This is a genomic window from Oxobacter pfennigii (assembly GCF_001317355.1).
GTDB lineage: Bacteria > Bacillota > Clostridia > Clostridiales > Oxobacteraceae > Oxobacter > Oxobacter pfennigii.
This window is the reverse complement of sequence record NZ_LKET01000068.1, coordinates 318,670-331,721: the sequence shown is the minus strand read 5'-3', so window position 1 is coordinate 331,721 and position 13,052 is coordinate 318,670. Positions and strand designations below refer to the sequence as shown.

11 protein-coding genes and 1 pseudogene are annotated in these 13,052 nt (G+C 45.5%); all 12 read left to right on the top strand.

The window, feature by feature from the left end; all coding sequences use genetic code 11:
• Positions 1-264: 264 nt before the first annotated feature.
• The 12 genes and pseudogenes from OXPF_RS20995 (at position 265) to OXPF_RS20940 (ending at position 12,898) form a co-directional block, all read left to right on the top strand.
• Complete coding sequence (locus OXPF_RS20995) at positions 265-1,329, top strand: iron-siderophore ABC transporter substrate-binding protein (protein ID WP_054877161.1); 1,065 nt, start codon at positions 265-267, stop codon at positions 1,327-1,329.
• Entirely contained in the window at positions 1,326-2,324 is a 999-nt protein-coding gene (locus OXPF_RS20990) for a FecCD family ABC transporter permease (RefSeq protein ID WP_054877160.1), read from the top strand. The genes OXPF_RS20995 and OXPF_RS20990 overlap by 4 nt, the downstream gene beginning before the upstream one ends.
• Before the next feature lie 26 nt (positions 2,325-2,350).
• On the top strand, positions 2,351-3,385 hold the full coding sequence (locus OXPF_RS20985; protein WP_054877276.1) for a FecCD family ABC transporter permease: 1,035 nt from the start codon (positions 2,351-2,353) through the stop codon (positions 3,383-3,385).
• Entirely contained in the window at positions 3,382-4,194 is an 813-nt protein-coding gene (locus OXPF_RS20980; RefSeq protein WP_054877159.1) for an ABC transporter ATP-binding protein, read from the top strand. The genes OXPF_RS20985 and OXPF_RS20980 overlap by 4 nt, the downstream gene beginning before the upstream one ends.
• Before the next feature lie 441 nt (positions 4,195-4,635).
• Positions 4,636-6,210: an ABC transporter substrate-binding protein gene (locus OXPF_RS20975; RefSeq protein WP_054877158.1), complete on the top strand. Its 1,575-nt coding sequence runs from the start codon at positions 4,636-4,638 to the stop codon at positions 6,208-6,210.
• A 104-nt stretch (positions 6,211-6,314) separates the two neighbouring features.
• On the top strand, positions 6,315-7,274 hold the full coding sequence (locus tag OXPF_RS20970; RefSeq protein WP_054877157.1) for an ABC transporter permease: 960 nt from the start codon (positions 6,315-6,317) through the stop codon (positions 7,272-7,274).
• Positions 7,275-7,279: 5 nt separating this feature from the next.
• On the top strand, positions 7,280-8,194 hold the full coding sequence (locus OXPF_RS20965; protein ID WP_242854474.1) for an ABC transporter permease: 915 nt from the start codon (positions 7,280-7,282) through the stop codon (positions 8,192-8,194).
• Positions 8,195-8,198: 4 nt separating this feature from the next.
• Positions 8,199-9,188 (top strand): ABC transporter ATP-binding protein, encoded by a 990-nt coding sequence (locus tag OXPF_RS20960; protein WP_054877155.1) that lies wholly within the window; start codon positions 8,199-8,201, stop codon positions 9,186-9,188.
• Complete coding sequence (locus OXPF_RS20955; protein WP_054877154.1) at positions 9,185-10,156, top strand: ABC transporter ATP-binding protein; 972 nt, start codon at positions 9,185-9,187, stop codon at positions 10,154-10,156. The genes OXPF_RS20960 and OXPF_RS20955 overlap by 4 nt, the downstream gene beginning before the upstream one ends.
• A 167-nt stretch (positions 10,157-10,323) precedes the next feature.
• A pseudogene (locus OXPF_RS22220) lies at positions 10,324-10,476 on the top strand (glutathione-dependent formaldehyde dehydrogenase); the annotation flags it as partial.
• A gap of 119 nt (positions 10,477-10,595) precedes the next feature.
• Complete coding sequence (locus tag OXPF_RS20945; RefSeq protein ID WP_054877152.1) at positions 10,596-11,309, top strand: ABC transporter ATP-binding protein; 714 nt, start codon at positions 10,596-10,598, stop codon at positions 11,307-11,309.
• On the top strand, positions 11,306-12,898 hold the full coding sequence (locus tag OXPF_RS20940) for a putative ABC exporter domain-containing protein (protein ID WP_054877151.1): 1,593 nt from the start codon (positions 11,306-11,308) through the stop codon (positions 12,896-12,898). The genes OXPF_RS20945 and OXPF_RS20940 overlap by 4 nt, the downstream gene beginning before the upstream one ends.
• Positions 12,899-13,052 lie beyond the last annotated feature (154 nt).

Sequence of the window (13,052 nt, the reverse complement as noted above, 5' to 3'; positions counted from 1 at the left end):
ATTCATAGCTTACAAAATATTGATTATCCGCATGCTATATTGGCTGAACGCCTCTATATTATACAGCTTTTTCCTTAACTTCACAATCCCATCAAGCTTTGGGCTAAGTCAGCCCGAAGTTACGCTTTTGACCTGCAATCTATCAGAAAGCATCAAAAAAAAGCAGGCTTCAGGGTACTTGACAAAAATGGATGTGGATGATAATCTGAGTAATGTTAGAGTGGTCTAACATTTATATGACAGGATTAGAATAGGAGGCAAGTTATGAAATTAAAACAATTTACAAGTTCTATTTTAGCAATTGCGTTATCCGTATTCTTAATAGCGTGCTCTAATAATACGTCCGATACACCCGGGAAGGAGAATACGCCTTCCGGTGGAGAAGAAACAGCTGCCGTAGATGTTGATACGGCTGAAGCATATCCCATAACCATAAAGCACGCCTTTGGTGAAACTATAATTGAAAGCAAGCCTGAAAGAATTGCAACAATTTCTTGGGGAAATCAGGATGTGCCTTTGGCCTTAGGGGTTATTCCTGTTGGTATATCCGAAGCCAATTACGGAGTAACAGATGGCAGTGGTCTGCTGCCCTGGACTAAAGAAGGATTTAAAAAACTGGGTGTGGATAATCCTGTCCTTTTTAAGGATACCGACGGCTTGGCTTTTGAAGCAGTTAGCGATTCTGAGCCGGATGTAATTCTTGCGGCCTATTCCGGTATCACTCAGGAAGAATATGATTTATTGACTCAAATCGCCCCGGTGGTTGCTTATCCAGCTATGGCATGGCAGACCTACTGGCGCGACCAGATTATTATGGATGCTGCGGGAATGGGGATGAAAGCAGAAGGAGAGAAGCTGGTTTCAGAACTGGAACAGCTGATTTCTCAAAAAATTGCCGCATATCCCAAAATTTCAGGAAAAACTGCTGCCTTCTTCTATTTTAATCCTTCGGATTTAGGTAAGTTCTATGTTTACCTGCCTGCAGATCCCCGGGCCGCTTATCTGACCGATTTGGGGCTTAAATTCCCGGAAAGTGTATTGAGTCTGGCCAATGACTCGGAAAGCTTTGCTGTTGAAATCAGTGCGGAAAATGTGGACATCCTAAAGGATGTGGATATTGCCATTGCTTACGGTAATGCGCCCTTGCTTAAGAGCTTGCAGTCAGATTCCCTGATGGGAACAATGCCGGCAATTCAAAGAGGTTCCGTAGCCCTGATTCAGGACGGTACCCCGCTGGCTGCTTCCGGTACGCCCAGTGCCCTTTCCATTCCTGCCACCATTGACGAATACTTAAGCGTAATCGGAAAGGCTGCTGACCTGGTACAATGAAATTAAGGAAAACGTTGCTACTTATAAGCGCCGGGGTTATCGGTGTTGTTCTGTGCATTGGCGCTTCACTGGCCTTAGGCGCACGCAATGTAGGGCTGGGAGAAGTGTTTCGGGCTCTGTTTCAGGACAGCAGCAACTCTTTTGACGCTCTGGTGGTTTGGGAGAGGATCCCCAGAACTGTGTTTGGCATAGTCGCCGGAGCCTCTCTGGGGGTCGCCGGAGCTCTGATGCAGGCAATTACCCGAAATCCAGTTGCCGATCCCAGCATTTTAGGTGTAAATACCGGTGCATCATTGTTTGTGGTAAGCGGCATTGCCTTTTTTAACGTAAACACCGCCGGAGAATATATTTGGTTTGCCCTGGCAGGGGCTATGGTAACGGCTGTTTTTGTTTACCGGATCGGTTCTTTAGGTTATGGCGGCGCTACGCCTATAAAACTTGCTCTGGCAGGAGCGGCAACCAGCGCTGCCTTATCCTCTCTGGTCAGTGCCGTCATTCTGCCCAGAACCGATGTCATGAATGTATTCCGGTTTTGGCAGGTGGGCAGTGTCAGCGGCGCCACCTGGGAGGGAATAATGACGGTGGCTCCCTTTCTGGCTGCCGGTTTGCTGATGGGAATCTTAATGGCACCGGCCTTAAATGCCCTGGCCTTAGGGGACGATGCAGCCACAGGGTTAGGCGTGCGAACGGGACTGGTACGAAGTACGGGAGCAGTGGCCGGAGTGCTGCTTTGCGGCGCCACAACGGCTCTGGCCGGACCTATTGGCTTTGTGGGGCTGATGATTCCCCATACCGTGAGGCTTATTTGCGGCCCGGATATGAGGTACATACTTCCTATGTCTGCCCTGGGAGGAGCCATGCTGCTGACGGTGTCAGATATTGTGGGCAGGCTTATCGGCCAGCCCGGTGAACTTGAGGCCGGCATTGTTACGGCATTTTTCGGAGCGCCTATATTAATCATGATTGCCATGAGAGCGAAGGTGCGTTCATTATGATTAAAGATGAGATGTTCAATAATAGTATGAGCAAAAATAAGCTTAACCCAGTTCGGGCAGGATTTCAACGCCGGAAAGCCCGTTTGACAGCGGTGACCATTGCTTTGGCCTTTCTGGTTCTGGTTTTGTGCCTGGGGATGCTTTATATGGGAAATACCCGGTATTCCCTGAAGGAAGTTATCCGTGTTCTCTTAGGAGAGCAGATAAAAGGTGCAACCTTTGCCATTGGCACCCTGCGGCTGCCCCGGATGCTGTCCGGACTGCTGGCAGGAATGGCCTTTGGCATGGCAGGGAATACCTTTCAGACCATGTTAAGGAATCCTCTGGCCAGTCCGGATATCATCGGAGTCACGTCCGGCTCCAGCCTGGCGGCGGTTTTCTGTATTATCGTTATGAAAGTCAGCGGCAATCTGGTTTCCTTGGCGGCGGTTATCACAGGGCTGGCAGTGGCATTCCTTGTTTATATGCTGTCTAAAAGAGGCAGTTTTTCCGGCGGAAGGCTGATTTTAATAGGTATTGGCATTCAGGCCATGTTAAACGCCGCCATATCATTTTTGCTTCTTAGGGCAAACCAGTACGATGTGCCTGCCGCCCTCCGCTGGCTCAGCGGCAGTTTAAACGGCATGCAGATGAAAGCTGTGCCGGGGCTTTTACTGGCGGTGCTGTTCTTTGGATGCCTGCTGGTCCTTTTGGGCAGACAGCTTAAAATTCTCGAATTGGGGGAGCCGTCCGCCATTACCCTGGGCTTAAGGACGGAGCGGATTAGACTGGTTATGGTTTTAAGCGCGGTTTTCTTAATTGCATATGCCACTGCGGTGACAGGCCCCATTGCTTTTGTCGCTTTTTTAGCCGGCCCCATCGCAGGCCGGCTTATAGGGGCAGGTTCTGCCAATGTGCTGCCTGCCGGACTTACGGGAGCAGCTATGGTGCTTTTAGCGGATCTTACAGGGCAGTTTGCCTTTGACATACGTTTCCCGGTAGGAATTATTACAGGAATATTAGGAGCGCCGTATCTTTTATATTTACTGATACGTATGAATAAAACCGGAGGAGCAGCATGAAAAAAACGCCTTTACTTTCAACCAACCATATCATTGCCGGATATGATCAAAAAATTATTATAAAAGATATTGATGTGGTAATTCCAGAAAATAAAATCAGCGTAATAATTGGAGCTAACGCCTGCGGTAAATCCACCTTGCTGAAAACCATGGCCAGGCTTATAAAACCTGTTTCGGGCGAGGTTGTTATTGACGGCAAGCAAATCAGTACTATCCCGCCTAAAGAGCTGGCCCGGGTTTTAGGTTTGCTGCCCCAGTCCCCGGTGGTCCCGGAAGGAATCACCGTTGCCGACCTGGTTTCCAGGGGACGGTTTCCTTACCAAAGCTTTTTCAAGAGCCTGGGGAAAAAGGATTATGAGGCGGTGGAAGAGGCCCTTAACATCATGGGGATCACGGAGCTTGCCAACCGCAGTGTGGATGAACTGTCGGGAGGGCAGCGGCAGAGGGTGTGGATTGCCATGGCTCTCGCCCAGCAGACGGATATTTTGCTTTTAGATGAGCCCACCACATTTTTGGACATAACCTATCAGATTGAAATTTTGGATCTTTTGACGGATTTGAACCGGAGGCGGGGCACTACCATAGTCATGGTTCTTCATGATATCAACCTGTCGGCCCGATATGCAGATTATATCTTTGCCGTTCAACAAGGAAAGTTGATTGCCAAAGGCACGCCTAAGGATGTTATTACGGCAGATTTAATGAAGCAGGTTTTCGGACTGGACTGTGTGGTGATTCAGGACCCGGTTTCTGATTCTCCTTTTATTGTGCCCAGGGGAAAATATCATGTAACAACTGACAAAATGTAAAAAGGGTATCGCCTGGATACCATAGAATTGTTGTAAAGTTCCTAAGAAAACAGCGAGGATAAAAAAGCTAAAATATAAAGGATTTCCGGACGGGGCTAATCATGATTTTGTAATCGGATGGCTTCGATGATGGGAATCCTTTATTTATATGTTGGTGGGAACATATAAGTGTCTGAAAATTGGATAATGTTGAGCGGATAACATTATGTAAATGCCTGAACGGGACAATTTCACCGCGCCTTATTTCTATGAGATAGGAATGCATTGCCAATTTGGACATAGAATAATATGAAAAGAACTTAAATGATAGCTAGCCACATAGTTTACGTTGACAAGCAAAATTGGAATTGCTATAATAAATAAAACGTACTAATCATATTGGTTAAGTATGAATTATAAGTGTTTGTTTGTTAAATCAGACATATGAAAGTAGGGGGAAAAATGAAAAAAAACAAATTTACTTATGTAGCCGCAGCAATTTTGAGTATATCCATGTTACTGGCGGCATGCGGCAAGAGCCCTTCATCGGCAGATACAGAGCCTACGCCTGAAGCTGCGGAATATAAGGATGAATTAAATATAGCTATTACAGCTCAGCCGCCCACACTGGATGCGCCTACGACCTCATCCAATGTTGCGGCAGGTATAGCCGCACATATTTTTGAAACTCTGTATACTCTAGACAAGGATTACAAGCCGGCTCCCATGCTGGCAGAATCTATGGAAATAAGCCAAGACGGTCTTTTATATACTTTCAAAATCCGGCAGGGCATCAAGTTCCATAACGGCAAAGAGCTGACAGCCGAGGATGTGGTGGCATCCATGAACCGCTGGCTTATTACATCTTCCCGTGCCAAGGTTCTCTTGGCAAATGCAAAGTTTGAACAGGTGGATAAATACACCGTAACCCTCAAAGTAGAGCAGGCTGCATCGGATATAATCGATCTTTTGGCTGCACCGGCGCAGTTCCCGGCTATTTCTCCGAAAGAAGTTATTGAAGCAGCCAAGCCTGAAGGCATTACGGAATATATCGGAACCGGTCCCTATAAGCTTGAAAACTGGCAACAGGATCAGTATATCCAGCTGGTCAGAAACGAAGATTACAATTCACTTGAAAGCGACTCCAGCGGATTTGCAGGTAAGAAAACCGCTGCTACTAAAGATATTTATTTCCGCTTTGTTACCGACCATTCAACCCGAATTGCCGGAATAAAGACAGGTGAATACGACATAGCTGAAAGCATTCCAATTGAAAATTACGAAGAACTCAGCACAAATACGGACGTAACATTGTATTCCAAAGCAAGCGGTACGCTAAATTTATTTATAAATACAGCAAAGGGTCCTTTGGCAAATTCTGACTTAAGGCAAGCTGTACTGGCAGCTTTGAACAACGAGGATATCATGCTGGCCAGCTTCTCAAATCCGGACTTATATAAATTGAATCCGGGATTTATGAATCTAAGTCAGCCCCAATGGGCCGTAGAAAGCGGCAAGGAGTATTACAATCAGAACAATCCTGATAAGGCAAAGCAGTTATTGACACAGGCAGGTTACAACGGAGAGCCTGTTGTATTGGTAACAACAAAGGACTATCAGGAAATGTACAATGCAACTTTGGTAGTACAGGATCAACTGAAAAAAGTGGGTATAAATGCCGAAGTTGAGAGCTATGACTTCCCTGTATTTATGGAACATAGAAGCAATCCTGAACAGTGGGATCTGTTCATTACAAGCAACAGCTACCAGCTGACACCGCCCCAAATTTCTGCAGTTAACCCGGATTGGGCCAGTTTAAAGAAAGATGAGGTTACTAACGGTTTAAATGGTATTCGTTTTGCAGCAAGCAATGAACAAGCAAAAGCCGAGTGGGAAAAGCTTCAGTCCTTCTTGTATGAATACGGCGCAGCCAGTGTGTTAGGACATTACAGTGCCGCACAGGCTACACGTAAAACAGTAGAAGGGTTTGATTATTTCCACTATCCTGTCTACTGGAATGTGAAAGTAGCAAAATAATTCTGTGGGAGATTATCCCTTTCCATAGGGCAGGTATAATCTCCCTTTTTAATATTTATTTTAAATTTGAAGCAGTTTATTATATGTAGTTAAGGAGCTTATCCATGCGTTCTTATATAATAAAGAGGATATTATCCCTCATTCCCGTTTTGCTGGTGGTTTCCATGGCGATATTTCTTATTACCTATCTGACACCAGGGGGCCCCGCTTCAACTCTTCTGGGAATGGAGGCAACCCAAGAGCAAATCAATACATTAAATGAGAGTATGGGCTTTAACCGCCCGATCTATGTGCAATATTTTGATTGGATCATAAAGGTGTTACAGGGTGACTGGGGGCATTCCATTTTTATGCGTCAGCCTGTGCTGGAGGCAATCAAAGAACATTTTTCCCCAACCTTAAGTCTTGCAGTATTGGCACAGCTTGTAGCAATATTTCTTTCAGTTCCCGTTGGCATTTTTGCTGCCTATAAGAGAGGCTCCGCTCTGGATTTGACCCTGGTATCCATTTCACTTTTAGGTATTGCCATTCCGGGATTTCTGCTGGGCATGTTTTTAATGCTGTTTTTTGGGGTTTACCTTAAGTGGCTGCCGGTGGCGGGGTATGCGCCTTTAAGCAAAGGGCTCTTAGAGCATTTGAGGTATATGATACTTCCGGCTATTTCCTTGGGAACGGTACAGGCTGCACTGATAAGCCGGATGACACGTTCTTCCATGATTGGCGTACTATACTTGAACTATATAAAAACTGCCCGGGCTAAAGGGTTGAGAGAAACCCGGGTATTATTAAAGCATGCTTTTAAAAACGCCGCTTTGCCCATCCTTACCGTCATAGGGCAGTCCTTTGGTGCTCTGGTAACAGGCGCAATTGTCACCGAAACGCTTTTTAATATCCCCGGTCTTGGCCGCCTTATTATAAATGCCATATCCCGCAGGGATGTCTTTGTTATTCAAGGCGTTGTCCTATTTGTTACCCTGCTTTATGTGGGTGTTAATTTAACGGTGGATCTGTTATACGGAGTATTGGATCCCCGTGTGAAGCTGGAAGAAAATAAAGGGGGTTGATGTCTATGGTGAAAAATTCAAAGCTTTCAGCCATAAGCGCTGAAATGAAAAAAGAACAGCGAAGCATCAGAATGGAAAGGATAAAGTCTAATTATGCATTAATAATAGGCGGTGCTTCTATTCTTATCATCAGCCTCATTGCAATTTTAGGGCCGGTCATAATTTCAATAGATCCAAATGAAATGCATGTTGCCAGCCGGCTTAAGCCTCCCGGTCCCGGTTACATTTTGGGAGCTGATGAATTTGGTCGGGATCTTTTAACAAGAATCATTTACGGCGCCCGGGTATCCATCAGTGTAGGGCTTTTTGTTTCGACTTTATCATCACTGCTGGGATTAATCATCGGTATATACTCCAGTTATTTTAAGGTATTGGATCATATTCTCATGCGTATATGCGACGGACTTATCGCTATTCCCGGTGTGCTGCTGGCAATTGCCCTTATGGCTGCCTTAGGCTCATCCATCTGGAATGTCATAATTGCCTTGACGGTGGTCTTTACGCCAAGCATTGCCCGCGTCGTACGCTCAAGCGCACTTGTAGCTTCGGCGCAGCCTTATGTGGAGGCGGCAAAAGTACAGGGCGCAGGTGATTTTCGTATTTTATGGAAAAACATTGCGCCAAATGTGCTCTCTCCTCTTTTGATACAGGCCACTTACGTATTTGCTCAGGCTATTCTCTCAGAAGCTGCTTTGAGCTTTTTGGGAGTAGGGATTAAGGCCCCCGCTGCCAGCTGGGGGAATATACTGCAAGCCAGCAAAATGGTTCTTCATAAAGCGTGGTGGATGGTTGCCTTTCCCGGCACCGCAGTCATTATATCCGTTCTCAGCCTGAATCTTTTGGGAGACGGACTAAGGGATTATTTTGATCCACGTACAGCAACCATACGCAGAAAAAAAGACTTTGCAAAACAGGAGTAATGAAATGGAGCATAAACCACTTCTAGAAATAAAAAATTTAAAAGCATATTTTCATACGCGAAAAGGCAGACTTCCCGCAGTGGATGGAGTGGATCTTAAGGTAGAACCCGGGGAAATCATAGGCATTGTTGGCGAATCCGGCTCCGGCAAAAGCGTAATGTCTCAATCTATTCTGCGTCTGCACGAATACAATTCGCCCATCGATTACGAAGGGGAAATACTGTTTGAGGGAGAAGACATCTTATCTATGTCTAAGCTTAAGCTCAGGGAAGTGCGGGGCAACAGAATTGCTATTATTTTTCAGGATCCGCTGACTTCTCTTAACCCTGTTTACACTGTAGGCAATCAATTAGACGAGGTACTGACTCAGCACAAAAAATTATCAGCAGCTGATGCCAGAAGGCGTACCATTGAACTGTTAAAAAAGACGGGTATTGCCAGTCCAGAGCGCTGTGTCAGACAATATCCCCATGAATTATCCGGCGGTATGCAGCAGCGTATAATGATTGCTATGGCACTGGCCTGTGAGCCCAAGCTTTTAATTGCTGACGAACCTACCACAGCTCTGGATGTTACCATACAGGCACAGATTCTGGAGTTGATTCTTGAACTCAATAGGGAACTGGGTACAGCTGTTTTACTCATAACTCACGACATGGGGGTTTTGTCTGAAGCATGCACCAGTGTGCGCGTTATGTATTTAGGGCAGGTCGTAGAAGAGGCAGAGACAGATGAGTTATTCGAAAATCCGCTGCATCCATATACCAAAGGATTGCTTCAGTCAATCCCTAGGATGAATTATGACAGAACTAAAGAACTCCATGTGATACCCGGAACGGTACCTCCTTTATCCGAAATTCCTTCCGGCTGCCATTTTTCCACAAGGTGCCCATATGCAGAGGCGCGCTGTTTTCAAAGAGAACCTCCTATTTTTGATGCTCAAGGAGAGAATCACTGGGTCAAATGCTGGCTTGCAAAGGAGGAATTGCTATGAGTAAACTCCTTGTTGAAGTAATCAGCCTGAAAAAGAAGTTTCCCGTGTATGGCCCATTTGGCAAACTCATGGGAGCAAAATCCTATGTAAATGCCATATCAAATGTTTCATTTAAGCTATACGAAGGAGAAACCTACGGACTGGTAGGCGAATCCGGCTCGGGGAAGACCACCGCCGGGCGGGCTATCTTGGGCCTGACAAAAGTGGATTCCGGCAAAGTTTTATATAAGGAGCATGATCTGACCAAATTATCTCCCAAAGAGTTCCGGCCATTACGCAAGGATTTGCAGCTGGTATTTCAGGATCCTTTTTCTTCTCTAAATCCGCAGCAAAGGATCGGCAGTCTTTTAGAAGAGCCCTTAATAATTCAAAAAATCGGTGACGGCGAGCAGCGCAGGGAAATGGTACTTGAAATTCTTGATAAAGTAGGTCTCCCTTTGGAGCATTATTTCAGGTTTCCTCATGAGCTTTCCGGGGGCCAGATTCAGCGCCTTGGGCTGGCCAGGGCGCTGATCATAAACCCCAAGGTCATCGTTTGTGACGAGCCCGTATCCTCCCTTGATGTTTCAATTCAGGCTCAGATTTTGAATATGCTGAATAAACTGCAAAAAACCATGAAGCTTTCTATGCTTTTTATTACCCATGATATAAGCGTCGTCCGCTATATTTCCACCCGAATCGGCGTCATGTATCTGGGAACTATCGTTGAGGAGGCGCTCACGGATGACTTGTTTGAAAGACCTCTTCATCCTTATACCAAGGCATTGTTCTCCGCCGTGCCTGATATCTCTTCCCGTAAGGAAAGAAGCCGTATAATTCTTCACGGCGAGATTCCCACCCATACCGATGCTTTTTGGGGCTGCGCTTTTCATGCCAGATGCCCCAGCGCAACGGAAAAATGCAGACAGGAAACCCCGTCAGTACGTGAAGTTTATCCAGACCACTTTACCGCCTGTCATTATGTATAAAGATTTTCTATGTTTGAACGAAATTGATGCTGGGCACCAAAATTAAGATTATATAAAAGCAGGCAATTCATAAATTGAGTTGCCTGCTTTTTGCGGGAGCATCCATAGCGCATATTTATATTCCAGACGGAAAAGCTAATTCTAACAAATTATGCGGAAGAATCAGAATGAAGGCTATTGTATATGAAGGAATAAAAAATGTTAAAGTAAAAAATATCGGCGATACGAAAATCATAAATAATGATGACATCATCGTCAAAGTAACCTCAACTGCCATTTGCGGTTCGGATTTGCATCTGATTCATGGCATGGTGCCCAACAAATGAAGGCAGGCTTGATGCCACTGATATTATAACTCACAAGCAAGTAATTTAATGCGGCTTTAAATAATGCTACACTAATGAGAGAAACACTATTTTTAATTAATAAAGGTGATTTTATGATTAATGTTCTTGGCATAACGAAAAAATACGGCAAGTTTAAGGCCAACGACAACATTACACTGTCAGTGGGCAGCGGCGAGCTTGCCGTGCTTCTCGGACCAAACGGCGCGGGCAAATCAACCCTGATAAAATCTGTTTGCGGCCTCCTGCGTTTTGACGGCTCCGTTACCATCGATGGGCATGAGAACCATACGACGGAGGCGAAGCGGCTTTTGGGGTATGTGCCGGAGTTTCCCGTGCTGTACCCGATGCTGACGGTGTCGGAGCACCTTGAGTTTATTGCCAAAGCGTACCGGCTGGACGCCTGGGAGGGAAAAGCGGGGGAACTGCTCCAAAGATTTGAGCTGAATGACAAAAAAATGAAGCTGGGCAAAGAGCTTTCTAAAGGGATGCAGCAAAAGTTAAGCGTGTGCTGTGCGCTCCTTCCGCAGCCTAAGGCCATTATTATGGATGAGCCTCTTGTCGGTCTTGACCCCCATGGTATCCGCGAGCTGAAAACGGTTATTTCAGAACTGCGGGAGAACGGCTGTGCGCTGCTTATCAGCACACATATCATCGGAAGCATGGAAGAAAACTGGGATACAACCTATATTATGGTTAAGGGCCGGATCCAACGCGTCTGCCGCCGGTCGGATCTTAATGCAAACCAAAGCCTTGAGGATGTCTATTTTGCTATTACCGAAAATAAAAGTCAGGAGGATGAACTATGAGCAGTCTTGTTTTCCTTCTGACAAGGAGTGTAAAAAATAGCTTTCTGGAGCTTTTGCGAAAACCGGCGAAACTGATGTTGTGGGTGCTTGTGATTGCAGGCATTGGAGGAATTTTTATCCTTTCGCTGTTTACGCGCCAGAATAGGGGCAGCTTCCTTGATATCGTCTGGCTCAAGGGTATTCTTTTCCTGTTCATTTTATTTTTTATAGTCATCGCCATACAAAAGGGCCTGTCAAAGGGCGACGTGATTTTTGATATGAATGATGTCAATTTACTGTTTGTTTCCCCTGTCAATCCGCGTTTGATTTTGATGTATGGAATCACCCGAATGGCAAAGATGTCGTTTTTCTCGGGCTTTTTTATCCTGTTTCAAGGCAATTCCCTTGGTGCAAATTTTGGCGTGGGTATTGACGCAGTGCTGCTGGTACTGTTCGGTTTTATTATGGCTGTCAGCCTGCTTCAGGTTGTGTCGCTTATGATATACAGTCTGACAAACGGAAAGCCTGCACGCAAGCTCATGGTTAAGATGATGGCCGTCTTTGCCTTTCTTCCGCTGAGCGTTTATATTTGCGTGCAATTTTTAAGAACCAAGGATCCGTTTTTAACGCTTGAAAACACACTGCGTTCGCCTTTAACCTCCTGGACACCGGTGGCGGGCTGGGCGTCAGAGGGTGTCGTTTCGTTGATTTCCGGCGATATAGGAAAGGGATTGCTGTTTTTAGGGCTGATTTTTCTTTCAGCAGCACTGCTGATCCTCTATATAGCCCTGAGCAATCCCGATTATTATGAAGACGTGCTGGTTGCCACGGAAACCGCCTTTGAGAAAAAACGCATCATATCCGAAGGGCAGATTAACACGGAAGCTGCTTCGACAAGAAAAGTGAAGGTTACAAAGACCGGTATCGGCGGTCACGGAGCAAATGCTCTTTTTTATAAGCATTTGCGGGAATCCTTTCGTGCAAACTGGTTTGGCCTTTGGGGGCTGCCGTCCGTCATCATGATATTGGGTGCGGCTTTGTTTTCCTTGTTCCTGCACGGCGAGGCCGGCGGAATTATAATTCTTCTGCAGATTCTGATGTGGATGCAAATTTTTCAGATCGGGACAGGGCGCGGCCTGAAAGAGCTTTATATACATTATATCTATATGATTCCTGAGAGTTCCTTTCGTAAAATAGTCTGGAGCAATGTTGAGATCGCCTTCAAGGTATTGGTGGAAAGCCTTTTCATTTTCTTTATTTCAGGCCTTATTATGAGCGAATCTATTCTGATGATTGTTGAGGCTATTGCGGTATACACACTTTTTTCATTTTTGCTTTTGGGTATCAACTACCTTTCGCTGCGTTGGACGGGTGCGGACATCAGCGCGGGAGTTCTGATTGTTATTTATATCATTGCAGTTGCCGTAATCATGCTGCCCGGCTTGATTGCCGCCATTGTCATCGGCAGCATCTTCGGTGAGACTGGCGTTTTGCTTGGATGCGTGATACTGGCATTATGGGAACTCTTTGCTGCGCTCGGCTGTTTTGCATTTTCAAAGGGAGTTTTGCACCGGTTCGATATGCCTGTTATGAGAACCGGAAAACAATGAAAAGTAATTTAGGGATCTATATTCTTTAATTCAAAATCTGATTAGCAAGGCCTTAGTTGGTCTGACATTCAAAAAACAGCAGATTCAGCATTGCTGCAATTGGATATTATTATAATAATATCCAATTACTTATACATAATATTTTACTAATCAT

Coding starts and splice junctions, on each gene's coding strand:
- OXPF_RS20995 (WP_054877161.1), top strand. CDS start 265: ATGAAATTAAAACAATTTACAAGTTCTATTTTAGCAATTGCGTTATCC.
- OXPF_RS20990 (WP_054877160.1), top strand. CDS start 1,326: ATGAAATTAAGGAAAACGTTGCTACTTATAAGCGCCGGGGTTATCGGT.
- OXPF_RS20985 (WP_054877276.1), top strand. CDS start 2,351: ATGAGCAAAAATAAGCTTAACCCAGTTCGGGCAGGATTTCAACGCCGG.
- OXPF_RS20980 (WP_054877159.1), top strand. CDS start 3,382: ATGAAAAAAACGCCTTTACTTTCAACCAACCATATCATTGCCGGATAT.
- OXPF_RS20975 (WP_054877158.1), top strand. CDS start 4,636: ATGAAAAAAAACAAATTTACTTATGTAGCCGCAGCAATTTTGAGTATA.
- OXPF_RS20970 (WP_054877157.1), top strand. CDS start 6,315: ATGCGTTCTTATATAATAAAGAGGATATTATCCCTCATTCCCGTTTTG.
- OXPF_RS20965 (WP_242854474.1), top strand. CDS start 7,280: ATGGTGAAAAATTCAAAGCTTTCAGCCATAAGCGCTGAAATGAAAAAA.
- OXPF_RS20960 (WP_054877155.1), top strand. CDS start 8,199: ATGGAGCATAAACCACTTCTAGAAATAAAAAATTTAAAAGCATATTTT.
- OXPF_RS20955 (WP_054877154.1), top strand. CDS start 9,185: ATGAGTAAACTCCTTGTTGAAGTAATCAGCCTGAAAAAGAAGTTTCCC.
- OXPF_RS20945 (WP_054877152.1), top strand. CDS start 10,596: ATGATTAATGTTCTTGGCATAACGAAAAAATACGGCAAGTTTAAGGCC.
- OXPF_RS20940 (WP_054877151.1), top strand. CDS start 11,306: ATGAGCAGTCTTGTTTTCCTTCTGACAAGGAGTGTAAAAAATAGCTTT.